The following is a 24,244-nucleotide window of genomic DNA, read 5'->3' on the forward strand; positions in this document are numbered from 1 at the left end:
TTGAGATGTCATGCCAACGACCTTATCAGACTCAAAGTTTCGTAGGACTAGCTTAGGACACGTGACAAGTTCATTTCCTGGAGTTTATGACGTCGCTGCAAAGCCAATTAGGTCGGCTCATTTAGTTCAGCAAGGTTTTAGCATCGAATCTTAACAGGCAGATTGATTCGCTGAAACCAGTACGTTTGTACTGGTACGATTATGTTATGGAAAGAAACGTTTGAAATTCATAAAATCAAATCAAAATGAAATCAGATGCAACAAGAGCGCGTGTTGTCTTATGCAAATTAGCACTTGTTCCAATTCTTCAACCCATATCCAGATTATTGGTGGCTACGTGATAACACTATTTATACCGGAATCTTCGCGGCTTCATACTGACTCAGGAATTCCCGGAATTATTACGATATACCGGGCCGCAAATCGGAAAGGGATTTCGAAGTGCTTGGCTTTGAGTGTTCTGTGCATCGGATTATGCGGTTGCAGTTCGCTGTACTTTCATAGCGATGGCGATCAAAAACTGATAGATGAAGCGCAGAAGGGATTTGCTGCCGCCAAGACAGCGCAAATTGCCGCTCTGGATACGCGCTCGGGCTTAGTTGCAACGGAGATTGCCCGACAGCGACAAGCCGTGATAGAAGATCAATTGGCGCTTCGCGACAATCAAATAGCTTTGCTTCTAGACAGCAAAGATGCTCAAAATGAAGTGCGCAATAACCTTGTTATGCGGATGGAAGGCATTGTTGGGAAAAATAATGTGAATGTTGTTTTTAAGGATAAAAAAAACATTAGAGTCGCCTTAAACACCAGGGAGAAAATGCATCAGCATGTACAAGCTTCCAGGGAAAATGTCCTACTTAATGCCATAAAAGAAAATATTTCGATACCTAAAGATGATGTTGAAGGCTATTGCAATCAATCTCAGGGGTCTATCGATTCTAAGTTGTCAACTTGGTGTGATATTTTTAATGACGATGTCCAAAATTACGAGACGCAAGTCCAAAAGTTGGAAAGCTCTGATCCAGTTGTTTTTGCAAAAGGAGCGCAAGGTGAATTAGGAACGGTGAGTAACTTGCTTCTTCAAGCAACAAATGTGGCGAAGGCTCAGGAAAAAGTTATTAAGTCGACCAAAGCATCTCTCGAGGATGCGAAGAGTTATTATGAGTGTCAGTTAGAGGCCGATAAAAAGTCGGGGATTGATGACAACTTGCAAAAGGCTGCGGCCGTTATCACCCGGTTTGCCAATCCTACCGGGCAGAAGGCCGATCCGGCTTCAGGAAATGCTCCGGCGACGGCCCAAAATGCATCAAATTGTCCGCAGGCTGACAGCCTTTGGAAAACCGCTTTTGAAAATAATGGATTAACACCAGAGGTTGTCAATCTTATTAACAAAGTTGCTCCGCAAATACTTGCGGCAACAATGGAGCATACCCAAGCAAAATTCACCCAAAGCGTACTGGGTAGAAGCATTATGGCTGTCGCTGATTCCCAGGCGCAGACTCAAGATACTTCAGCGCAAGCGGATACCCGTGCGGCCAATAAAACAAAAACCGAGGTCATCGCGGTTGAAACCGTCAAACTACTTGGTTACATAGAAGATTACGAAAACGCGGCGGAGGGAAAACTCCCCGATATTCCGGTTGCGCTGATTGGCTTATCCCGAGCCCAACTCGCATCCGATTTGGCATCCATCGCATTAACCCGTTTTGAGCGCGAGAAGGAGCTGCTAACAGCACAACGCATTGGACTTCTTAATGAAATCGATTTGCTTAAAAAGGCCAACGAAACGTTGATAGCCAAGCACACTAATCGAGCAATCCTTCTACGCGGAGATGCTTGGAGTAACGGTGAACTACCGGCCCGTGTCGCAGAATGGGATCGCAAAAACCTGCTCTACGAAGATTGGGCTGCCCAGCAGCGTGCCATCGCAAAAGCTAATTACGAGACACTAGAACCGATGGTTTCCTTGCTACAAGAGTATGGTGCAGGAGGCGTTTCAGGCAAAGATATTGCCAATTGGGTGGGTGCCTTAGCGGCTGTCGCAATCGCCTTTGGAGTGAACTAACAATGAACAAATCATACTTATACGGCAGCCTCCTCACCAGCATATGCCTGGCCGGGTGTATGAGACCTCAACCCGTTGTGACCGCCGCGAACCTCACCGCTAATCAACTCGCGTTGATGAAAGTCGATGCCACTAACCAGATGGACATTCTCGCTATCCAGAGATCGACGCTTGAACAAGAAACCAATTCATTGAAATCAAATGCTAGGGCGGTTTCCTCGCCGGAATCCGTCATTGAAAGGGATTGGCGGGCTAGCGGTTCTAAAGAAAAGCTAGAGATTTTATCGGGCATTCGTCAAAACGATGTGGCCATTCGCGCCGATCCCTTCACCGCAGTTCGCATTAATGCAAACCTTTTACCAGCGCCTTCGGCGGTTGATTTGTCTGGACTCGACAAAGCGCTTGCCGGAATCTCTAGACTTAGCGGGTCTCGTCCCTTCGACATTGAGGACATAAAGCCGTTTGCCATAGAGATTGTAAAAGCTTATCAGGATCTTAAAAAACAACAGGACGCAGAAAATGCCAAAGCAAATTAATAGGTTCTTAGTCACGTGGTGAAATCAAAATAACCCATAAGGCAACTCGAAAATTTTGGGGATTTACGACATCTGTCAGATAGCAGGCAAACTTGTTATATAGTTTTTCCCATTCTTAGTCTTGGGTTTTGAGTGCCCCGATTAAAACACTTTTTTGTTCAATCACGAATAGCAGGTAGGAAACATGGCAAGCGACTTTCAGCTCAGACTATTAGAACTCAAGATTCGAAATAAATCGCTTAGTGATTCCCAAGGTTATCTCAGTCTTGGATCGCTCTCAGGGCAGGATGAGCAAGATTTCTATTATCAGGAAAGGCAATGGCGGTTGGTACGAGCCGAGTTGGACGCTCTCGCCAGAACGGGATATACCAGTTATGCGATGTCGCCAAGCGCAATTGATGCTCTCAAGGAGTCGGCCAGGCAACTGAATCAACTGATCAAGGCGGATGCTGCAGCTCGGAATATCCTCAACTCCGTTGCATCAATAATGCAATCATTTGTCGCAAACCAGTCACAGGGGGCTGCGGCCTCTATCGGATCAGTCTCCGCCCAGCCGTTGGTGCAATCTACAATACTGGAGACACGCCGGAAAATTCCAGTACTCGATAATAACCGATCAGTTGATAATGCCTTTCAGCTTAGGTTATCAGAGCTCGGAATTCGGAATGACGCACTTAGTGATTCCCAAGGTTATCTCAGTCTTGTTTCGCTCTCAGGGCAGGATGAGCAAGATTTCTATTATCAGGAAAACCAATGGCAATTAGTACGAGCCGAGTTGAAAGCTCTCGCTACTACGGGGCACTATGGAGGTGCTACGATGTCGCCACCAGAAATTGATGCACTCAAGGTGGCAGCTAGGGGGCTTAATCAACTTATTAATGCGAATGCCGCCGCTCGAAATATTCTTAATTCCGTCATGGTGATTATGAAGTCATACGTTCCATCACAATCTTTGTCAGCATTGGCTGAACCCAAAGAATTGCCACCCAAACAGCTATTGAATACTGACTCGATCGCCGCTGGGTGCGATTTCACTGCGAATATCAGGCGTGCAAGTTTATCTGCTTTCGCGAAAGGACGATATGGCGGGAATACACCAGAACTGGCAGTGGAACTACGAGTCGATACTTCTGACAGCATTATCAGCGCCGACCTTTCTCGTCTCGATCCTGCGAACCAAAAGACTTGGGTTGCCGCCTTCAGGACAGTCCCCGACGGGCTTTCAGGCAATGGCGGGCCACTTGTAGCGACTGACCGCTACGGTGCCGTCTCGAATGGGTATATAACGATTGTCCCTGTTGATGAAACCAATATTCAGGTGACGTTGTGGTTCGATCATCCTCTCGACGGCCTGCCGTTTGGCCGTAATATCGTCTTTATCGCCCGTTTCGCCGGCACCGCGTTGCGCGAATTGGGGATCGAGATGGAAACCGAAAAGGATGTTCCACTGCCACCGACAACCTCGTTCGCCGGGGAACCTGTAAATATCGAGACAGCTCTTCTCAATACGGGTATTGCCGTCATTAGTGCCGGGCGCCAAACTGAGCTCGAGAAAGCGCCAGCCGAAGGATGGAGTGAAAAGGATCTCGAAGAGTTAATGTATAAGTCTGCCCAAAGCCCGCTGGATCGTCCTGAATTTGCAGTTCACCTGCTCTGGCTCTCGAAATCGAATCGGCCTGGTCTTCTAGGTGTGATGTTTGATATCGGCGATGATCTGCCTCGGCAGGGATTGGCAGTTTTCGCCGATGAGATCGCTAATAACGTCGCGCCTGATGCCTTGCCGCGTAAGTTGATTCAAACGGCAGTCCATGAGATCGGCCATGCGCTTAATCTCGCCCATCGCTTCGAGCGGGAAGTCGGGCGTGCTGATTCCACTTCGTTTATGAACTACGACTGGCGATACGCGGGTGGTGGTCGAACATCGGCTTTCTGGCAAAACTTTGCCTATCAATTTGATTCCGACGAGATTGCCTTTCTGCGTCATGCGCCCTTGCCTCAAATCGTTCCTGGTGGAGCCCCATTTAGATCGGTTCGCTATTGGGCCGATGGCAATGGCGGCTATTCACCCTACGTACCAGAACAACCCTTGCCTGGCTATAAATTGGAACTGTTGGGGCCACCCCAGTTCATCTTTGAGTTCGGACAGCCGGTCCTGCTCGGAATCAGCCTCACCAACCAAACCCGCCGCAGGCTAGACTTACCAACATCGGTGCTCGATCCAAAAGCTGGCCTGCTGGAGATTCTGATCCGCCGGGTGCAACCCGGAAGACCGCCGGAAGGCCCGCCGGCCAGTTTTGTTCCCATCACGACCCGCTGTTTCGATATTAGCGGTGACGGTCTTCAACGGTTGGAGCCGGGTGAGTCGATTGAAGACAATCTCCAACTCACTTTTGGCGCTGCGGGATTTCCTTTTGCTGAACCCGGGTTATATGACGTTACGGCCGTACTGGTCTTTTATGACTCGAGTAGAGGGATTGACTTCCTTGCGCCGTCAAACACCTTGCGACTGCGTGTAGCCTATCCTGCCAATAGTAAGGCGGAGCGAGTTGCTCATGATGTGCTGCTACGGCCAGATGTGGGTCGCTGGTTTACGCTCGGCGCACCAACTCGCCTGAAAGAAGTGGGAAAGGAATTGACTGAGTTGGTTGCACAATCAAAGGCGCAAGATGCAGTCGCCGCAAATATTGAAAGAACTGCTATGTTTGGTTTTGCTCGCGGGAAAACGACTCAAAAGCAGGTCATAGGCCATGCCCAAAAAGTCAGTTCAACGTTGAGCCAAGTATTTGATGTAATAACTGCCAAACAAACAGAAGAATTCATCAAGGGACTTCTGCCAAAAACGAAGCAATAGCATTTTTAATCTGCAGGACGTTCAGGAAAAATTGCTCCATTCTTCAAGTCTCCGAACGATTTACGGAATAATCGAAGCGTATACAATAAATCGGAAGTAAGTCTTTCAGAGCTTCTAGATACTGATGATCCCTGACTTCATAGGAGATCGTTATATGGGAAATCGTCTGGCATTACGCCCCCGCGTGAATCGGATTGCTGAATCAGCCATTCGTTTTTACCCAAGACAAGATTTCATGATGGATGCAGATGGCGGATAGTGAATCGCCCCGGGAATCTCGGAGGCCATAGGTTGTGAGTCACGCTGCCATGACGGACTCGGGAAGTTGCCGATAATAGTTAGCCTCCGCTTCGGCTGGTGGGATATTACCAATCGACCCAAACAGCCGTCGATGATTAAACCAATCCACCCAAGTCAATGTAGCGAGTTCAACGGCTTCGCGGCTCTTCCAGGATTGCTTGTGAATCAGCTCGGTTTTGTACAAACCATTGATGGTTTCAGCCAAGGCATTGTCATAAGAGTCACCCACACTGCCTACCGAAGCTTCAACGCCGGCCTCGGCTAAACGCTCGGTATAGCGGATCGAAACGTACTGAACGCCTCGATCGCTATGGTGAATCAAGCCGCCATCGCGCTGGGGTTGCCGGTCATGAAGCGCCTGCTCCAGTGCGTCCAGCACAAAGTCGGTATGCGCCGATGACGATACCTTCCAACCGACGATGTAGCGGGCAAACACATCGATCACGAAGGCCACGTAAACGAAGCCCTGCCAGGTTTTGACATAGGTGAAGTCCGCCACCCACAAGGCATTCGGTCGTACGGCGCTGAACTGCCGATTCACCCGATCCAGAGGACACTCCGCGTTGGCATCGCTGAAGGTGGTCTTAATGGTCTTGCCACGCCTGATGCCTTTCAGTTCCAGGCTTCGCATGAGGCGTTCCACCGTACAACGGGCCACGGTTAAGCCCTCGCGTTTCAATTGAATCCAGACTTTACGCGCGCCGTAGTTTTGGAAGCTATCATTCCAAACCCGACGAATTTGCTGACTGAGGGCCTCGTCCTGCTTGGCGCGATTCGACCGCAGCTCAGGCTTGGCTTTGCGCGCCGCATGCAGGTAATACGTCGATGGGGCAATCGGCGGAACTTTGCAGATTGGCTCGACCCCATAGCCATCGCGATGATCGTCGATGAACGCTTTCATGGCTTGAACCGGCGGTCGAGCTCCGCCTGCGCAAAATACGCCGAGGCCTTACGCAGGATCTCGTTGGCCTGGCGTAACTCCCGGACTTCCCGCTCCAGCGCCTTGATGCGTTCCGCGTCGTTGCCGGACACTTCTTTGCCCGAGCTAGTGATCGGTTGTGTTTGCCTCAGCCAGCGACGTAACGTCTCCGCCGTGCAGCCAAACTTGGCCGAAATTGATTGGATAGCGGCCCATTCCGACGGGTATTCACCTTGATGCTCTCGCACCATGCGAACCGCTCGTTCTCGAATTTCCGATGAATAATGCTTGCTCGTTTTCTCGTTCATTGCTCCATTCTCTCAAAGGTTGGAGCCTCCGAGAAAACCAGGGCGATTCAGCCAGGGCCGAGCCGGCTGCGCCACGCCGAGCAAAGCGCAACTGGAATTCCAATTGGCGCATGCGCTGGCGCGGGATGCGGTGCACCAGCCCTGGCAGGTCGGCGCGTTTGCCGAGGCGTTGGCGGAGAAAGGTTGGCCTAGCTTGCAATTGGCAACGCCGATCCACAGCCGCCAGCATTATTTGCAGCGGCCCGACCTGGGTCGCCGGTTGGACCAAGCCAGCCGCGCTACCCTGCAAACGCTGGCCTTGCCGGCGGCCGACGTGGCGCTGGTGGTCAGCGACGGTCTGTCGTCCACCGCGGTCGAACAGCACGGCTTGCCGTTATTGGCTGCGGTTATCGCAGCCTACGCGGAGCGCTCGTTAAGCATCGGCCCAATCTGCTTGGTGCCGAACGCCCGCGTCGCCGTCGCCGACGAAATCGGCGCGTTGTTGGGGGCGAAAACGGCTGCGATTATCGTCGGCGAACGGCCGGGACTGAGTGCGGCCGACAGCCTGGGCATTTACTTGACCTACGCTCCGCAACCGGGCCGCACCGACGCCGAACGCAATTGCTTGTCCAATATCCGCCCGCCGGCCGGAATGGTGTATTCGGCGGCAGCGGCCAAATTGGCCTATTTGACTGGCCAGGCCCTGCAACGGCAACTGTCCGGGGTGGGCTTGAAAGACGACCTTAACCAAGCCGTTATCGGCACAGACGCGGGCTTGGCTTGGGATAAGCCTTAACCGCAGCGTTGGGCTAACAAGGTGCGGCTACACATTGGGGGGAGCGGCCGCAGAACAGTCAGGCCGGAGCTGAGCGGGAATGGACCCCGGATATCGGTCTCGATATCCGGGGCGAGTCGGTGCGAACGGTTTTAGGCTATTTCTGCGCTGCTAACCCACAAATCGTGCTTGTTGCAAAAGCTCAGCGCATACAGCGTGCCGCTGTAGCTATCCAAGGTAAACGTCGATACCGGCACCGGCTCTTTGGCCGGGTCGAACATGTGTTCGGCCAGGAATTTGTAATCCTTGTCCAGCAGCACGTGTTTGACGATGTAATGCTCGTAGCCTTTCATTTCGTGCGGCGTCGTGACTTTCACCGTGGTTTTGCCGCCTTCTTTATTAGCCTCGATTACCGGCAAATGAGTGGCGGCTTTGCCGGCCCAGCGGCCTTGGGCGTCCTTGGTGTAGTACAGGTCGCCGGGCGGCGTCGGCACCGGGCCGGCAGCCGCCGGCGCGGTGTGGGAGAGGGCCAAACCGGCGACCGCGCCGGCCGCGCTGAATTTAATAAAATCGCGACGTTCCATAGTAATGTTCCTGAGTTGATGGTGGCTGGATGCGGGCGCTTAGGCCAATGCCGTTAAGTTAACAGATTCAATTTTCACACCCCTCTTCAAAAAAGTACCTATAGGGCGGAAGAGGTTCGGAGGGATTTTTCAAATAAATCTCCCTCTATCCCCCTTTGCTAAAGGGGGAGGCAGGCTGGCTCAACTTTAACGGCATTGGCGCTTGAGCCCGGCGGCTAACGATAAAGGATAAACCCGGCCGGGTAAACCGCTGATCCGGGCCGGATGCGGCGAGCAAAGCAGAGCTCAGTCGTCGGCGTAGACTTTGGCCACCAGTTCCTTGAACCAGCGCGGCCGAAAAATAACCACGTACAAGCCCAGCGCGCTGGTGATCGGAATCGGTCCGATGCTGAAAATAATGAATACCACGAATACCGCCGCGCATTTGAGCCGGGCGCCGGTCGATGTTTTCACCGATTTTCTCCGCCGATCCGGATACCGCCGTTCTGCGCCTGCTGCTTGGCGTCCGGTCTGCGCCAGAACGGTAGCGCCAGAATCAGGATGCACAGCAGCCAGCTCAGCAATTGCCGGTTTTGCACCACGTAACCGAGCGCGACCGGCAGGCCCTCGCCGAAGCTGGGGTGGGCCTGGATGAAGTCGTAGGCCGACATAAACGAATAGGTTTCGCCGGCGACGACGCCGAAGCTGCCGATACCCAGCAACAACGCCAGGCGGCTGCTGTGTTTGCCGGCAACGGCGTCCGAATCGGCGGCCGCTACCAGATGGTTCAAGCGCCGGCAAAACGCCAATTGGAAAATGCCCAGCGCCGGAATCGCGAATTGTTCGACCGGAAAGCTCAAATAACGGCCGTCGAACGCCAGCAAATAGGTCTTAACCACGGCCAAGGCCATGAAAAACAGGTAAGCGGTCTGCAGTGCTTTGCGGTAAGGGCCGGCAACGGCGCTGCCGGCCGCCGCCGCGTGGGCCTGGACCAACAGTAACCCGGCCAGCGCCGCATTGGCGGCAACCAAGGCCAGTGAATACGCCTGCTGCCATGGGCTGTAACTGGTTTCCCAGGACAGGTCGGCCAGATGCACCAGACCCGCGCCGAATAGCTGGCCCAGCGCCAGATAGGCCGCCAGTTTGGCCGCCGGCAGGCGTTGCAGGCTGCGCCAAGCGCAAGCGGCCGCCGCCAGGTTCAGCGCCGCCGCCCAGCCGAACTGCACCAGCCAGTCCGGATTTTCCCGTACCGGCCCGGTCAGCGGAAATACCGGCTCGCGGTCGATGTCGAGCAAGCCCCAATTGGCGCCGACCACGCCTTCGTTATGGCTTTTCCAGGGCTGATTGAAGGCCTCGACGATGTTGTAATCGAAGCCGTGGCGGTTGGCGACCTGGATCAAATCGCGGATGTATCGCGCCGAATTGACCACGCCGGGCACCGCCGCGCCACGTTGCCTGCCGACCGAAGGCCAGCCGGATTCGCCGATCAGAATCGGTTTATCCACGCCCATGCTGTGCGCTTTGTCTTCGATCTGGCGCACGATTTTCTCGACGTGCTCCGCCGCGTGTTCTATCGCAACCGGCTCGTCTTCCCAGTAGGGCAGGATGTGGATGGTAATGAAATCCACTTCCCGGAACAGTTGCGGATATTGCAGGTAACTGGACCAAACGTCGGCATAGGTCACCGGCTGCTGCACCGCTTGTTTGACCTGGCGGATGTAGCCGATCAGCGTGTCGATGTCCATGTCCTTGCGCAGCAACACTTCGTTGCCGACGATCACCCGTTTCACCACGTCCGCATGTTGGTTGGCGGCCTGGATCAGGGTCTGGATTTCCACTCGGTTTTCCGGATGTCCGTCGCCCAGCCAGGCGCCCATCATCATGTCCAAGCCGTATTGGCGGGCGTAATCCGGTGTCGGTTGCATGCCGCCGCGCACCGAATAGGTGCGGATCGTATACGTTTTGTCGGCGATCAGCCGGGCGTCGTGCTCGATATGCTCCGGCAACGGAAATTTCTGGGCGATAGGACTGAAGCCGGCATGGTAGGGCGCGAACGACAGGCTGCGCAACTTGCCGGACGGTACGTCCGGGCCGGCGGCTTGCGGTTGGTTTTGGTACCAGGCCAGCGCGGCGTGGGCGAGAAACACGAATAACAGGCAGAACGGAATTTTCAGCAGCGACATGCGGCAAATGCGGGTAATCAAGGGCGAAGCCGCATTATACACCGGCCGGCGCGCGGCCTGGCTTCGCCGGCAGGCGGCCAACCCGTCGGCCGCTTTGGTTGGGCTTAATCCTTACGGCCGCTGCCGGTATTGCAAACTGTGCCAAAATACCGGTATTCGAAGGGCCCGGGCGCGCCCGGAGAAGGCGACCCACGTTCCGCAACCTTTCTATCATTTGCCATGGCACGAAACCCCTTTATTTTATTGGCGACAGCGGCTTATCTGCTGTTCGGCCTGGCGTGGATATTTCTGTCAGACCGCTTGTTGGCGTATATCCCGGATATCGAGTCGCTGGTCTGGTTATCGACCGCGAAAGGGGCGTTGTTCGTCGTCGCCACCGCCGGTTTTCTGTTTTTCGCGTTGAACGCAGTGCCGCCGGCGGCGCTACCCGGTCAAACCGAAACCCAAGCCGGTCTGGCTGCCGCGGCCGGCCGGTTTCTGGATAAACCGCGGCGCTGGCCGATGTATCTGTTTGCCGTCGGCGTGACCTTGGCGACGTTGTGGGTCAGGCAGGCGTTGGTTGTGCCGTTCGGCGAGCGGCCGATGTTGGTGTTATTCATGCTACCGGTGGTGTTCAGCGCCTTGCTCGGCGGCAGCGGTCCCGGATTCGCCGCGACCTTACTGTCGGCCGCCTGCGTCGATTACTGGGGCACCGCGCCGTTCAATAACCTGGCGGTGGTATCGGCCGTCGACGGTTTGCAACTGGCTATTTTCCTGGTGTCCGGCCTTACCGTATCCTGGCTCTGCGGCCGGCTACAGCGCTCGTTGCAGGAGGCGCAATCCACCCGTTACATGCTGCAAGCCATCGTCGAAGGCACTTCGGACGCGGTGTTCGCCAAAGATGCCCAAGGCCGCTACCTACTGGCCAACGCCGCCACCTGCGACTTGGTCGGCAGACCGCGGGAGGAGATCGTCGGCAACGACGATCTGGCGTTGTTTCCGCCGGAGATCGGTCAGGCCTTCATGGCGAACGACCGCGCCGCGATGCTGAGCGGCAAAACCATCATGGTCGACGAGCATTTGGAGAACCGGAACGGGCTGGTGTTGGAATTCCAGACCATTAAGGGACCGATCTTCGGCCGCAATGGCCTGCCGGTCGGCATGTTCGCCGTCGGCCGCGACGTCACCGAGCGCAAGCGCTTGATCGATACCATCGAGCAACAGCGTGCGGCGTTGGCGGCCAGCGAAGCCCGCTTCCGCCAGTTATACGAACAATCGCCGATTGCCTTCGCTACCAGCAACCGCAATGGCGAATTCCTGTCGATGAACCGCGAATTCGTCAAGCTATTCGGCTATGCGGCGGACGAATTGGCCACGGTCCAGGCTTGGCGGGACAAAACCATTGCCGATCCGGAACAGCGCGTGCGCCAATTCGAAATTTGCGAACGAAACTGGAACGATCCGGCCTCAACCGAACCGGTTCAGCCCGAATTGCCGGTGCGTTGTAAGGACGGTAGCCTGAAAACGGTATTGCTGAGCCGGGTCCGCTTGGGCGACGAAATGTTGTTGGCGGTGTTGGACATCAGCGAGCGCAAGCGGGCCGAAGATGCTTTGGCGGACAGCGAAGAGCGCTTGCGGGTGCTGATCGAGCATGCGCCGGCGGCGTTGGCGATGTTCGACCGCGACATGCGTTATCTGGCCGCCAGCAAGCGTTGGCGCGACGATTATCGCTTGGGCGAACGCCAACTTTACGGCGAGTCGCACTATGCCGTGTTTCCCGAGATCAACGCAGATTTGAAAGCCGTGCACCGGCGCGGCCTGTCCGGCGAGGTTGTGCGTGACGACGAAGCCTATTTCCCACGGAGCGACGGCAGCGGTCAATGGCAGAAATGGGAGGTCAGGCCCTGGCCGGCGCGCGATGGCTCGGTCGGTGGCATCGTCATCTTCACCGAGGACATCAGCGAACGCAAAGCCGCCGAAAGCGAACGCTACCGCTTGTCGGAAGCGTTGCGCCAATCCGCCGCGCCGAGCGTGATTACTGCCGCCGACGGCACCATCGAGTTTGTCAACCCGGCCTTTTTGCAATTGTTCGGTTACACGGAGGACGAAGTCCGCGGCCGCCATCCGAGTTTTTTGGCGCCGGACGACCCCGAGGTTCAAGCCGAACAACGGGATATCTTGCGCCAGGCCTTTGCCCAGGGCGGCTACGCCCGCGAAGTCGTGCGTCGGACCAAGGACGGCAGCTTGGTGCCGGTGTTCTTGACGGTAACCAGCATTCGGGACAGGCACGGCGTGTTTCTCGGGCTGATGACGACGCTGTTCGATTTGCGCGAGATCAAAGCCAAGGAGGCGGAATTAGCGGCGCGGGAAATTTTTTACCGAGCCATTCTCGACAATGTCCCGGCGCTGATCGGCTATTGGGACCGGGAGCTGGTCAACGGATTCGGCAATGCCGCCTATGCCGATTGGTTTGGTATCGATACCGCCGGCATGGCCGGCAAACATGTCAGGGAAATCCTGGCGGACGAGCTGTACCAGGATAATTTGCCGCATATCGAGGCCGTGCTGCGCGGCGAAAAACAAGTGTTCGACAAGCAATATCCGGCCCGCAACGGCCGCCCCGGCCGCCACGCCCTGGTGCAATACCTGCCCGATATCCGCGACGGCCGGGTGCGCGGATTCTATGCCATCGTTTCCGACGTGACCCATTTGAAGCGGGCCGAAGCCGAACTGGAGAAACACCGCTTCCATTTGGAGCGCTTGGTCGAGGCCCGCACCGAGGAAGTCAGGCAGGCGGAACAGCGCTACCGGCAAGTGGTCGAGTCCAGTGCGGAAGGCATATTGGAACTCGACGCCCAAGGCGCGGTGCGGATGGCGAATCCGGCCGCAGTGCGCTTGCTCGGCTACCGCGCCGAGGATTTCCTCGGCCGCAACGTGCACGACCTGATCCATTACCGCCGGGCCGACCGCTCGCCTTGCGTCGCTGCCGATTGCCAATTATTCAATGCCGTGGTCGGCGGCAAGGTGTTGCGGCTGGACAGCGAAGTATTCTGGCATGCGCAAGCGCGCGCGATTCCGGTATCGGTCGCGACTCACCCGATCTGGGAGGGCGGCCGGTTGTCCGGCGCGGTGATGAGTTTTTACGACAACACCGAGCGTTACCTGGCCGACCAGGCCCGGGAGGAAGCCCGGCGCGCGGCGGAACAGTTGGCGCGGATGAAAAGCGAGTTCCTGGCCAATATGTCGCACGAGATTCGCACGCCGCTGAACGGCGTACTCGGACTGGCGCAAATCGGTTACCGCGATAGCGTCGGCCGCGGCGAAACCCAGCAGATCTTTTCCCGCATTCTCGATTCCGGCAAGCTGTTGCTGACCATCATCAACGACATTCTGGATCTTTCCAAAATCGAAGCCGGCAAACTCGAAATCGAAAGCGTGCCGCTCGACCCCGGCTATCTGGTCGACGAATTGTTGCAAAATTTTGCCGCAGCCAGCGCCGCCAAGGGCTTGAAACTGTACGCCCGCAAAGATGCGCTGCCCAAGGCCTGCCTCGGCGATCCGGTCCGGGTTTCCCAAATCCTGATCAACCTGGTGTCCAATGCCGTCAAATTCACCGAATCCGGCGAAATTTGCCTAGCCGCCGGCCGCGAACACGGCGAATTGGTGTTCAGCGTCCGCGACACCGGGATAGGCATCGCCGCACAGGATCAGGCACGTTTGTTCGAAGCCTTCGAGCAGGCCGACAGTGCCACCACCCGCAAGTTCGGCGGCACCGGCCTGGGCCTGGCGATCAGCCGGCGTCTGGCGAATTTGATGGGCGGCACGCTCAGCGTGGCGAGTGCGTTGGGCCGGGGCAGCACCTTTACCTTACGCTTGCCGCTTCCGGAAAGCGACCAAACGGCCAGTCCGGCCGCGCTGCCGCGTACCTCCGGCGACCGGCGTCTCCGCGGGCTGCGGATTCTGGCGGCCGAGGATAATCCGATCAACCAAATGGTATTGGCAGACTTTTTGCGCCAGGAAGGCGCCGAGGTGCATATGGTCGGCAACGGCCTTTTGGCGGTGGCGGCCTTGGAACAAGCTCCGCAGGATTTCGATCTGGTATTGATGGACGTGCAGATGCCGGAGCTCGACGGTTACGAGGCCACCCGCCGCATCAAACGCATTGCGCCGGCGTTGCCGGTAGTCGGCCAGACCGCCCATGCCCTGAAGGAAGAACATATGCGTTGTCTGGCGGCGGGCATGGCGGCGACGTTGATCAAGCCGCTCGATATCGAAATGCTGGTGGCGGCCGTGCTCGAATACGCCGGAAAAACCGGCGGCCAGCAGGCACTGCCGGCGTTGGCGCCGGCTTTGGCCGAGCCGGTGCCGGTTGCGACCGTCGATTGGCCGGCGCTGCTGAAAAAGTTTCCCAACCAAACCGAATTCGTCGATCGGCTGGTACGGATGGCGGTCGATTGCCACGCCGGCGATGCCGAACCGTTGCGCGATGCGGCGGCAAACGGCGATTTAAAGGCGCTGGAGCGGATTGCGCATAACCTGAAAGGCATGGCCGGCAATATTTGTGCGCCGGAGCTGGAAGCGGTTTCGATGCGGGTGTTGCGCTCGGCCCGGCTTGGCGACGAACATGCGTTGCGCCAGACCGGCGAGTTGATCGACGCCTTGCAGCGGGCTTTGGCCGAATTGGCGCGGGGCCGTCCGGGTTGATGCCCTCCGGCCGACGGCTCGGCGCCGGCGAGTACCCGGCTAGCCGAGAAAGCTGCGCATCGCGCCGATCACCTGTTGCGCCGCGCTGAGGTGGGGGAAGTGGCCGTCGGCGTCGATAAGCTGCTACACGCTGTGCTGGATTTGGCTTTGCAGATATTCGGCGGTCGCCGGCGGCACCAATAGGTCGTTGCGGGATTGCAGGATCAGGGTGGGGATGTCGAGTTGGCCGATTTCCTGCCGGTAATCGGTACTGCAGTACCGAATACAGCACGGTCAGCAACCGCTCCGGCGGGTAAGCGTTCAGGCAATCGGTGAAATAACGGCCGAGTTCGGGCCGGTCCGGATTGGCCATCGCGGCGGAAGCGAAGCTTGCCCGCCAGCCTGGGTAACTTTGCGTGGCGGCGGCGTAAATCTCGTCGATGTCTTTTTGGGCGAAACCGCCGATGTAACCGTCGCCGTTCAAATAGCGCGGGCTGGCGCCGAGCAGGACTAATTTCGCAATTCGCTGAGGCGCTTGCAGCGCGGCCAGCACGCCGACGATGGCTCACATCGAATGGCCGACCAGGACGGCTTCTGTAACGTCGAGATGCGCTAATACGCCGGCAATGGAAGAGTCTTCGGCAAGCTCTTCCTCTGTCCATTGTGGCGGTGCATTCGTCATGCAAAAAACGTTTCCAGGTTTGGGATGCGTAGGCGCTCGATTTCTTTCGGTTCGAACTTGGTTAAGCCACCGGCATATGTTCTACCGCTACCGGTATGGATGTTGTTATTGAGCCAAACAACCAGATTTGCAATCACGTTTTCCGGCAGTGGCTCGCGCGGATACAAGCCATGCGCAATGTTGATATGTCTGGCTTCGCACAAGTTAATAGTGAACTGTGGCGGTCGCCGGGCCATATAAGTGCAGAGGATGGGTGCCGGGGCCTTAAGGCCGACCGACCACCACGCTTTGCGGTGTTGGGCAATATAACCTTGGTCTGCACCCTGGGTTTTTGCCCAGGAAAGAAATTGATCGATGCGCCGACGCTCTTCTTCGGTGAAATCGTCCAGTTCGGCCGGTAAATCAATGACGCGACGCAGTTGGGCGGTGGACTGTAAACGTTGGCCGGCATCGATTAAATCCTTGGCTTTAGTGACTGCGGCGAGTTTAACGCGCTCCGGCAAACGTTCCGCGCGTTCGCCGGCAATCCAGATGCCGTTTGCGCCGGTGACCTGGCCGCGATGCACCCTAAACAGTTCGCCGAGTTCGCTCCCGCCAGTCTGAGAATGACCGGTCGGTCGAACGACGATTGACCAACGCGGCGCCGCTCTCAATTGCTCGCGCTCGACATCCTCGCCTTTGTTCAAGCCATTCAAACTGGCGAGTTCGTCGACCGAACGAACCCTTACCGGTATCTCTTTTTCGCCAACACGAAAACAAGTAATTGCGGCTGTTGTTGCTGTTCCAGGAAATGCCTCGACCTTGGGCTCCAAAACATGAATTGCGACACCACCCAATTCGCTAAGCAGAAGCCGGCGCAAAGCCGAGCCGTAATTCACATCTAACCACTCGGCAGAAGTAATCAATGCACCCAGATCACCGGGCTTAGCCAATAAGCGCGTTTGCAAGAAAAAGTGTAAATGTAATCCCGCCAGGGCGCTGGCCTTAATGCCGAATTCCGCGAAACGCGATGTGTACCAAGACTTCCAGTCCTCGGCAATCTGGTGGTGGCGAACGTAAGGAGGATTACCGATAAAAGCCGTTACACCGGCACAACGGGGAAGTTTGACGGTACGGTAGTCTTTAACCAATACGGTGGCTCTTGCCGTCCAGCCGCGCACCGCTAAATTAGCCCTTAGCATTAACGCCGCCAGAGGGTCTATTTCAATGGCGATGAGTTGGGCATTTGGAAACGTTTCACCCGATGCAATGATGAAGCGGCCGGACCCGGCCCCAGGGTCGACGATACGAGTGGGTATTCCTTGTTCTTTTAACCACGCCATCATGGAGTGGATGATGGGCGAGGGGGTATAGACGGCACCGATACTGCGACGATGGTGCGCCGGCCGGATTATTGAAAAGGCTTCGCCGAGGGGATCGTTTCCTTGCCAAATCGACTCGCGAATCGAGTCAATATCATGCGCAGGTAAACTTTTGGCCGAAACAAGCCGTATTATTTTTCGCTCTACGCCAGATAGATTGGTGCGGTCATCAAGTAGCCCGACACAGGCAGCGATTAATTCCAATTCAGTCAGAATTTTCACTTTGGTCTTCGCGCCACTTCTACGAATAAATCCACTTGGCCTTGTTGTTTGTCAACGAACGCTCTCATAAATTCGCGCAGAACATCGGCCGCAACGCGATCTTGTTCGCGGCAAGCGGTTACGAACGCATCGCGTAGTTCCTTTTCCACCCGTATGCGCATTCCTGAATCTTTAATAGACATGTCGAAATCTTAAGAGATGGATACACGTTTGTGTATCCATACTACCTAACCAAATTTTTCATAATTTGTGTCATTAGGTTTTCACTAACGTGGCACCTATTTCATTAATAGGTCATCCGACATTTCGGACCGACAGCCGAGTTTCTTGCTTTTGTCCGGCCTCGGCAATCGCTCCTGCATTGCTCTACCTCCCGCATCCATGCAGTCGAAAAGCAAGAAGCCGAAGAAAAGGCCGCCCCACATCGCCTTGATCCTGCGCTTCTAGAAAACCATCCCTGGTTTTCGTCCCGCGGGCCAGCCTTTTGGCTGTTCAAATTTGCTCCAGGCAAATTTCTCGGTTTTGGCGAGGGTTTTGGGAAGGGCTGTCTTAGCCCTCCGAAAACGCGCGGCCTCCTTGCCGCGCCCCATGCGGGCTTATCTCGCCAAAGGCTGCGATGCTCGGAGCGGCGTAAGGAGACAAAAGCCATGCCTGCGGCATTTTTCGCTACGCGTTTTTCCTGCCACAGGCTGGAACACGCGATAAGTCCAAAGCGAGCAACTAAAACCGCAATTTACGCAGCCCGGATTGAGGTTGCCGAGGCGGCAAACGGTCTGCGTCCGAACAGCGTCAACAAGCCGGCGGCGAACAGCCAGACCGCTGCCGGTAACGGCACCTGGCTGACCATGGCGTCGGCGACTAGCGCGTGCATTGCCGCCGTCGGATGGAAGTCGTCCCAGAACACGTGATTATCCGGATCGGCGCAAGCGCCGGGCAGGGCAACGCAGGCGCTGACCGCATCGCCGAAACCGAATCCGGCCGGATTGGCGACGATAGCGTTGAATAAACCGAACGAGTCGAATTCGACAATATCGGTGGCGGCGAACTTGTTGTCGACCAGACCCAAAAGACTGGCCAGGGTTTGGTTGAAGGTCAGCGAATATTCCCGCGCCGGGTCGATCACGTCCTGGCCTTGGCCGACAACGAACGGCGTCAAGCCCAAATCGGGCAGGTTAGGCACCAGAATGGTTTCCGCGCCGAATCCGGCTAAAGCGCCGACGTAACCGGCAATATTGGTTGCGGCGGTTTGCGCCGCACTTCTGGCAACCGCGCTGGCATCGAGGCTCGGTTGCAGTGCCAACGGGATGTAGACGTCGGTCAGATAGTCGTTGGCGCCGCCCCAGACGAAATACAGTGCATTCGCGGTTGGCGTGGCGCTATTCAGATAAAAACCGATTTGCTGGGCCATGCCGGGTAGCGCGAAACCGCCGGGGGCCGACTGCGAGCCGCCGTCGCCGAAGTTGCCGATGCCGCTGGTGGCGCCGGCTACCGAGTAATTGAAAAAATTGCCGGCGTTGGCGCCGCCGGGCAACAGCGCATTCGCAACCCGCTCCACGGTAGCCGGGCCGTTGGAATAGCGGCCTTCGAAATAGGGCGGGCAAGGATGGCTGGCGTCGCAATTGCCGTTCGGGTTGACCGGCCCCGGATAACCGTTCAGAAAATTGTAAATGCTCCAAACCGACGAGCTGCTTTTACCGCTGTCGGACAACGAATCGCCGAAGGCGTAAACGCTGGAAAAATTGGCGGCTTCGGTGCGGCCTACGCCGACTGCGGCAAGCAGCAACAGGGCGGCGACGGATAGTTTGTTGTTCATGGGATTCTCCCTTTTTGGCAGTTTAGGTTAGGCCTTCCCGGCGGGTATTGCTCCTGAGTTGGTGCGATTTATCTGCCGAAAGCGCTGCGCGGCTATCGGCGGCAAACCTTCGTAAACGCCGGCGTTACCGATTCGGGCCGTCCAGCAATTCAATCCAATGCAGTACCGGCACTTGTCCGGTTTCCCGCAGATGCAGCAGGCAGCCGATGTTGGCGGTGGCGATCAACTCCGGTTGCTCTGCTTGCAGCGCCAGCAATTTGGCCTGGCGCAGGCGGTTGGACAGTTCCGGTTGCAACAGCGAGTAGCTGCCGGCCGAACCGCAGCATAAACCGGCATCGGCTACAGGCGCCAGTTCGAAACCCAGGCCGGCCAGCAGGCTTTCGACTACGCCGGCCAACGGCTGGCCGTGTTGCAGGCTGCAAGGCGCCTGAAACGCGATTTTGCGCGGCGTGGCCGCCAATTTGGCTGTGTCCTCGGCTTGGACAATTTCGGCAATATCCTTGGCCGCGGCTGAAACTCGCGCGGCCTTGTCGGCATAGTCCGGGTCGTCGCGCAAAAGATAAGCGTAGTCTTTGACCATGGTCCCGCAGCCGCTGGCGGTGATAACGATGGCTTCCGCCCCGGCCTGCAACGCCGGCCACCAAGCGTCGATCCGGCGCCGAATCGCGTCCAGCGCCGTGTCGCGCTGGTCCAGATGGTGGGCCAACGCGCCGCAACACCCGCTTTGGCCTTGAATAACGCTGATGCCGAGCCGGTCCAGCACCCGCGCCGCCGCGGCGTTGATGCCCGGCGCCAGCGCCGGCTGCACACAGCCTTGCAACATCAGCATCCGCCGCCGGTGGCGTAACGGCGGCCAGGTTTCCGGTGCCGGCTTGGCCGGTACTTTGGCCTGCAATACGGCAGGTAACAGCGGCTTCGCCAGCCGCGCCAGTGCGGCCAGCGGCGCCAGCCGGCGCGGGTAGGGCAGTATCGTCAGCAAGGCCCGGCGTAGCCAGCGTTGCCGCCACGGCCGGCGCAGTTGGCCGGCGGCGACTGCCCGGCCTGCGTCGAGCAAGCGGCCGTATTCGACGCCGGAGGGGCAGGCCGATTCGCAGGCGCGGCAGCTTAGGCAACGGTCCAGATGGTGTTGGGTGGATGCGGTGGCGGCTTGGCCCTCCAGCAGTTGTTTGATCAGATAAATCCGGCCGCGCGGCCCGTCCAATTCGTCGCCTTGCAAACGGTAAGTCGGGCAGGCGGCATTGCAAAAACCGCAATGCACGCAGCGCTGCAGCGCGGCTTGGGCGGAGGCGATGTCGGGATGGCCGGCCAGGCTCGGATCGATTTGGGTTTGCATCGGCTTAGTCCGGATAAGTGGCGAACACGCCGAGCGGATCGAAGGCATCGCGCACCCGCTGTTGCAACGCGGCCAATTCCGGCGTTAGCGGCGTTCGGGTGGGGCTGCCGTCGCCGCGAAACAGCGTCGCTCGCGCCGCGGATGCGGTGCAGGCGCGATGCACCGATTCGGCCGATTCGGCAGTTTTCAGCCAACGTTGGGCGCCGCCCCAATCGATCAGCCAAGCGCCGGCTAGCTCGGGCTGCGTCGCGGCCGGCGCGGTCGCAACCCGCCACAAATCTCCACGCTGCTGAAAAAACGGCAAGCGTTGTTCGCGCAGGTCTTGCCAGAATGAGTCGCCGCCAAGGTCGAACTCGCCGCCGATGTTGGCGGCCGCAGCGCGTACCGCCGTTGCGGCACCGGACAATCTGGCCCTGACCGATACGCCGTCGTAGGCCAGCGCCGACAACGGCCAGGGCCGGCCGGCCAGACGGTTCATGAATTCGATGGCGGCGGCCGGTTCGGCAATCGGGAAAGCGACGGTCGCTTCGGTTTCCGGCCTGGGCAATACCCGCAGCGAACACTGCAACAACAGGCCCAGACTACCGCGGGCGCCGACCATCAACCGCGACACGTCGAAACCGGCCACGTTCTTGATGACTTGGCCGCCGAAATTCAACTCCTCGCCCAGACCGTTGACGATTTTGCAGCCCAGCACGAAATCGCGGGCGCTGCCGGCGAAGGGCCGGCGCGGGCCGGAAAATGCGCAAGCCAGCGTACCGCCGACGCTAGCCGTAGCGCCGAAATGCGGCGGCTCGAAGCCGAGCATTTGGCCGTGTTCGGCCAGCACGGCTTCCAGTTCGGCCAGACGGGTGCCGGCGCGGACCGTGACTACCAATTCGCTGGGTTCGTAATCGACGATGCCGGCGTGTTCGGCAACTGCCAGCGTTTCGGCGTCTGCCGCCGGCTGGGAATAAAAGGCTTTGCTATTGCCGCCGACGATGCGCAGCGGTGTGCGGGACGCTGCCGCCTGGCCGATACGTTCCCGCAACTCGGCACTCAAGTCGGCGGCCATCAGAACCGCTCCAGTTCCGGGTGCGGCAGCTCGCCGCGGTGGACATGCATCCGGCCCAGCTCGGCGCAGCGGTGCAAGGTCGGTACCGCCTTGCCCGGATTGAGCAGGCCGTCAGGATCGAAAGCCTGTTTCAATCGCAGGAATTGCTGCAACTCGCCGGCGCCGAACTGCACGCACATATACGGGATTTTTTCGCTGCCGACGCCGTGTTCGCCGGTAATGGTGCCGCCGACCGCGACGCACAGTTCCAGAATTTTGCCGCCGAAGGCCTCGGCTTTGGCAAATTCGCCGTCGCTGCCGCTGTCGTACAAAATCAACGGATGCAAATTGCCGTCGCCGGCGTGGAATACGTTGACCACCGCCAGGCCGAATTCGGCCGACATCTCGGAAATTCGGCGCAATACCTGGGCCAAGTGTTTGCGCGGAATCGTGCCGTCCATGCAGTAGTAATCGCTGGCGATGCGGCCGACCGCCGGAAACGCGGCCTTGCGTCCGGCCCAGAAGCGTTTGCGCTGGTCTGCGTCGTCGGCGACCCGGATTTCGCTGGCGCCGGCAGCGGCCAATACGGCGACGGCGCGCTCGCTGTCGGCCGCCACTTGTTCCGGCAAACCGTCCAGTTCGCACAGCAGCAACGCCGCGGCGTCGAGCGGGTAACCGGCGTGGACGAAGGCGTCGGTGGCGCGGATGGCCGGATTGTCCATCAGTTCCAGCCCGGCCGGCAGCAGGCCGGAGCTGATCACGGCCGCCACTGCGGCACCGGCCTGTTCGACGCTGGGAAACGCCGCCAGCAGCACCCGCGTTGCCGGCGGCAACGGCAGCAGCCGGACCGTGGCCTCGACCACGATACCCAGCAAACCTTCCGAACCGATTGCCAGCGCCAACAGGTCGTAGCCCGGCGCGTCGAGGCCGGGGCCGCCCAGCGTCAGCAGCTCGCCGTCTATCGTCGCCAATTTCACCTGCAACACGTTGTGCACGGTCAGGCCGTATTTCAGGCAGTGCACGCCGCCGGCATTTTCGGCGATGTTGCCGCCGATGCTACAGGCGATTTGCGACGACGGGTCCGGCGCGTAAAACAGGCCGTGCGCTTTGGCGGCTTCGGAAATGGCTAGGTTTCTGACGCCGGGTTGTACGGTGGCGGTGCGGTTCAGCGGATCCAGCGCCAGGATGCGGCTCATTTTGCTCAGCCCGACCACGATGCCGCCGGTTACCGGCATTGCCCCGGCCGCCAGACCGGTGCCGGCGCCGCGCGGTACCACCGGCACCCGGTGCTCGCGGCATAAGCGCATCAAGCCCAAGACTTGTTCGGCCGTTTCCGGCAAGGCCACCAAGTCCGGCGGCGTTCGGTAGGCCGCCAGGCCGTCGCATTCGTAAACCCGCAAGCGCTCGGGCTCGGTAACGACGTTGGCGGCGCCGAGCAAGTCCAGGCATAGTCGGGTAAAGGTGGCAGATAAAGGCATGGCGGATTATAACCACAACTTGGCGAGCGGCGGCCAGGGTATGAATACGGAGGTTAGCTTCCACCTGTTTTTTGACCGATGCTGAATAGTTACGCTTGGATTTCCTTATTTGCGGTTATCGGAGGGGGCGCAGTGGCGGCGCCGATTCGGCCGATTAGCAAACACGCAAATTCGACCTTGGCGGCGGCATCAGGCGCCTTGCTGCGCTTCGCGACTGTCCCAACCGGCCTTGATTTCCAGAATACGCGGCAGGCAGGTTTCGAATGCCGCGACCATTGTAGGGTCGAAATGGCGTCCCGCGCCGTTGCGCAGGGTTTCCAGGGCTTGTTCCAGCGGCCAAGCATCCTTGTAAGGACGTTTCATGGTCAATGCGTCGAACACGTCGACTAGCGCGACGATTCGGGAATGGCTTCGCCAATCAAGCCATCCGGATAACCGCTGCCGTCCCACTTCTCGTGATGGCGCAGCGCAACCTCGGCGGCCAATACGAATATCGGTGCGTCGCTGGTGGACAGGATTTCGTAGCCTATCCGGCAATGGGTGCGCATAATCGCCCATTCGTCGGCATCCAGTTGGCCGGGTTTACGCAACACCGAGTCGGGAATGCCGATTTTTCCGGTGTCGTGCATGGGAGCGGCTTGTTCCAGCAGAACGCAATCCTCTTTGGACCAACCGATCGTCTCGGCCAGATGCCGGGCGTAGGCGGCGATGCGCCAGATATGGAGGCCGGTATCGCTGTCGTTGTAATGGCCGGCTTTACCGAGCATGGCGATGGCTTCGCCGTACGTTCTCTCCAACAGTTTGGTCTGCACCAGCGATAGGTGGGTCCGCACCCGCGCCCGCACGATTCGGGGGTAAACCGGTTTGATCAAATAATCGACGCAGCCTGCGTCGAAGCCGGCTTCTTCTTTTTCCAATTCGGACAGTGTGGTGATGAAAATCACCGGGATGGCTTCGGTGGCCGGATTGGCTTTTAGGGCGCGGCAGACCGCATAGCCGTCCATGTCCGGCATCTGGATATCGAGCAGGACCAGACTGGGATGGTGCTTGCCCGCCAACTCCAGCGCTTCTAACCCGTTTCGGGCCAGCATCAGCCTATGCTCGTCTTTGAGTATTTGGTGCAGAATCGCCAAATTGGTGGGCTCATCGTCTACGATGAGGATGGGACCGTAAGGCATGGC

At 57.8% G+C, this 24,244-nt stretch carries 15 protein-coding genes, 1 pseudogene and 1 other annotated feature; of the genes and pseudogenes, 5 read left to right on the top strand and 11 right to left on the bottom strand.

What is annotated here, in order from left to right; genetic code table 11:
- Positions 1-280: 280 nt before the first annotated feature.
- From MKFW12EY_RS08155 to MKFW12EY_RS08165, 3 genes are all read left to right on the top strand, one after another.
- Complete coding sequence (locus MKFW12EY_RS08155) at positions 281-2,065, top strand: hypothetical protein (RefSeq protein WP_221054334.1); 1,785 nt, start codon at positions 281-283, stop codon at positions 2,063-2,065.
- 2 nt (positions 2,066-2,067) lie between these two features.
- Positions 2,068-2,601: a hypothetical protein gene (locus tag MKFW12EY_RS08160; protein WP_054763007.1), complete on the top strand. Its 534-nt coding sequence runs from the start codon at positions 2,068-2,070 to the stop codon at positions 2,599-2,601.
- A 184-nt stretch (positions 2,602-2,785) separates the two neighbouring features.
- Positions 2,786-5,452 carry a zinc metalloprotease gene (locus MKFW12EY_RS08165; protein ID WP_221054335.1) on the top strand — a complete coding sequence of 889 codons (2,667 nt, stop codon included), beginning with the start codon at positions 2,786-2,788 and terminating at the stop codon, positions 5,450-5,452.
- Positions 5,453-5,750: 298 nt separating this feature from the next.
- Here MKFW12EY_RS08165 and MKFW12EY_RS08170 read toward each other — a convergent pair.
- A protein-coding gene (locus tag MKFW12EY_RS08170) for an IS3 family transposase (RefSeq protein WP_245006465.1) occupies positions 5,751-6,979 on the bottom strand; the annotation gives its coding sequence in 2 pieces (ribosomal slippage) (positions 5,751-6,688 and positions 6,688-6,979; 1,230 coding nt in all).
- Positions 6,579-6,695, bottom strand: a sequence feature (AL1L pseudoknot). It overlaps the preceding gene by 117 nt.
- 19 nt (positions 6,980-6,998) lie before the next feature.
- Between MKFW12EY_RS08170 and eutC the strand changes: the two genes are divergently transcribed.
- Entirely contained in the window at positions 6,999-7,754 is a 756-nt protein-coding gene (eutC, locus tag MKFW12EY_RS08175) for an ethanolamine ammonia-lyase subunit EutC (protein ID WP_221054337.1), read from the top strand.
- A 131-nt stretch (positions 7,755-7,885) separates the two neighbouring features.
- On the opposite strand, the gene MKFW12EY_RS08180 is transcribed toward eutC, so the two are convergent.
- From MKFW12EY_RS08180 to MKFW12EY_RS08190, 3 genes are all read right to left on the bottom strand, one after another.
- The gene (locus MKFW12EY_RS08180) at positions 7,886-8,317 is read right to left on the bottom strand and encodes a desulfoferrodoxin family protein (protein WP_221054338.1); all 432 of its coding nucleotides are present in this window, start codon (positions 8,315-8,317) and stop codon (positions 7,886-7,888) included.
- Between the two features lie 285 nt (positions 8,318-8,602).
- Positions 8,603-8,770, bottom strand: coding sequence for a hypothetical protein (locus MKFW12EY_RS08185; protein WP_172680372.1), 168 nt, complete (start codon positions 8,768-8,770; stop codon positions 8,603-8,605).
- Positions 8,767-10,479, bottom strand: a complete 1,713-nt coding sequence (locus MKFW12EY_RS08190) for a glycoside hydrolase family 17 protein (protein ID WP_054763463.1) — start codon at positions 10,477-10,479, stop codon at positions 8,767-8,769. The genes MKFW12EY_RS08185 and MKFW12EY_RS08190 overlap by 4 nt, the downstream gene beginning before the upstream one ends.
- Positions 10,480-10,698: 219 nt before the next feature.
- Between MKFW12EY_RS08190 and MKFW12EY_RS08195 the strand changes: the two genes are divergently transcribed.
- Complete coding sequence (locus tag MKFW12EY_RS08195; RefSeq protein WP_221054339.1) at positions 10,699-15,162, top strand: PAS domain S-box protein; 4,464 nt, start codon at positions 10,699-10,701, stop codon at positions 15,160-15,162.
- A gap of 657 nt (positions 15,163-15,819) precedes the next feature.
- Here MKFW12EY_RS08195 and MKFW12EY_RS08200 read toward each other — a convergent pair.
- The 7 genes and pseudogenes from MKFW12EY_RS08200 to MKFW12EY_RS08230 form a co-directional block, all read right to left on the bottom strand.
- Positions 15,820-17,406 (bottom strand): Eco57I restriction-modification methylase domain-containing protein, encoded by a 1,587-nt coding sequence (locus tag MKFW12EY_RS08200; protein ID WP_245006466.1) that lies wholly within the window; start codon positions 17,404-17,406, stop codon positions 15,820-15,822.
- Complete coding sequence (locus tag MKFW12EY_RS08205; RefSeq protein ID WP_082410005.1) at positions 17,403-17,588, bottom strand: plasmid-related protein; 186 nt, start codon at positions 17,586-17,588, stop codon at positions 17,403-17,405. The genes MKFW12EY_RS08200 and MKFW12EY_RS08205 overlap by 4 nt, the downstream gene beginning before the upstream one ends.
- Positions 17,589-18,139: 551 nt before the next feature.
- Positions 18,140-19,219: an SGNH/GDSL hydrolase family protein gene (locus MKFW12EY_RS08210; RefSeq protein WP_221054340.1), complete on the bottom strand. Its 1,080-nt coding sequence runs from the start codon at positions 19,217-19,219 to the stop codon at positions 18,140-18,142.
- Between the two features lie 124 nt (positions 19,220-19,343).
- A complete protein-coding gene (gene glcF / locus MKFW12EY_RS08215) occupies positions 19,344-20,552 on the bottom strand; it encodes a glycolate oxidase subunit GlcF (protein WP_221054341.1) in 1,209 nt (402 codons plus the stop codon).
- Positions 20,553-20,556: 4 nt separating this feature from the next.
- On the bottom strand, positions 20,557-21,606 hold the full coding sequence (gene glcE, locus MKFW12EY_RS08220) for a glycolate oxidase subunit GlcE (RefSeq protein WP_054763793.1): 1,050 nt from the start codon (positions 21,604-21,606) through the stop codon (positions 20,557-20,559).
- The gene (locus tag MKFW12EY_RS08225; RefSeq protein ID WP_221054342.1) at positions 21,606-23,063 is read right to left on the bottom strand and encodes an FAD-linked oxidase C-terminal domain-containing protein; all 1,458 of its coding nucleotides are present in this window, start codon (positions 23,061-23,063) and stop codon (positions 21,606-21,608) included. The genes glcE and MKFW12EY_RS08225 overlap by 1 nt, the downstream gene beginning before the upstream one ends.
- 189 nt (positions 23,064-23,252) lie before the next feature.
- Positions 23,253-24,241, bottom strand: a pseudogene (locus tag MKFW12EY_RS08230) (response regulator).
- Positions 24,242-24,244 lie beyond the last annotated feature (3 nt).

It is taken from the genome of Methylomonas koyamae, assembly GCF_019669905.1.
GTDB classification, from domain to species: domain Bacteria; phylum Pseudomonadota; class Gammaproteobacteria; order Methylococcales; family Methylomonadaceae; genus Methylomonas; species Methylomonas koyamae.

Bases quoted from the DNA above. Each gene is read 5' to 3' on its own strand.
- glcE (WP_054763793.1), bottom strand. From the start codon at position 21,606: ATGGCCGCCGACTTGAGTGCCGAGTTGCGGGAACGTATCGGCCAGGCG.
- MKFW12EY_RS08155 (WP_221054334.1), top strand. From the start codon at position 281: ATGCAAATTAGCACTTGTTCCAATTCTTCAACCCATATCCAGATTATT.
- glcF (WP_221054341.1), bottom strand. From the start codon at position 20,552: ATGCAAACCCAAATCGATCCGAGCCTGGCCGGCCATCCCGACATCGCC.
- MKFW12EY_RS08225 (WP_221054342.1), bottom strand. From the start codon at position 23,063: ATGCCTTTATCTGCCACCTTTACCCGACTATGCCTGGACTTGCTCGGC.
- MKFW12EY_RS08210 (WP_221054340.1), bottom strand. From the start codon at position 19,219: ATGAACAACAAACTATCCGTCGCCGCCCTGTTGCTGCTTGCCGCAGTC.
- MKFW12EY_RS08160 (WP_054763007.1), top strand. From the start codon at position 2,068: ATGAACAAATCATACTTATACGGCAGCCTCCTCACCAGCATATGCCTG.
- MKFW12EY_RS08195 (WP_221054339.1), top strand. From the start codon at position 10,699: ATGGCACGAAACCCCTTTATTTTATTGGCGACAGCGGCTTATCTGCTG.
- MKFW12EY_RS08205 (WP_082410005.1), bottom strand. From the start codon at position 17,588: ATGTCTATTAAAGATTCAGGAATGCGCATACGGGTGGAAAAGGAACTA.
- MKFW12EY_RS08180 (WP_221054338.1), bottom strand. From the start codon at position 8,317: ATGGAACGTCGCGATTTTATTAAATTCAGCGCGGCCGGCGCGGTCGCC.
- MKFW12EY_RS08165 (WP_221054335.1), top strand. From the start codon at position 2,786: ATGGCAAGCGACTTTCAGCTCAGACTATTAGAACTCAAGATTCGAAAT.
- MKFW12EY_RS08190 (WP_054763463.1), bottom strand. From the start codon at position 10,479: ATGTCGCTGCTGAAAATTCCGTTCTGCCTGTTATTCGTGTTTCTCGCC.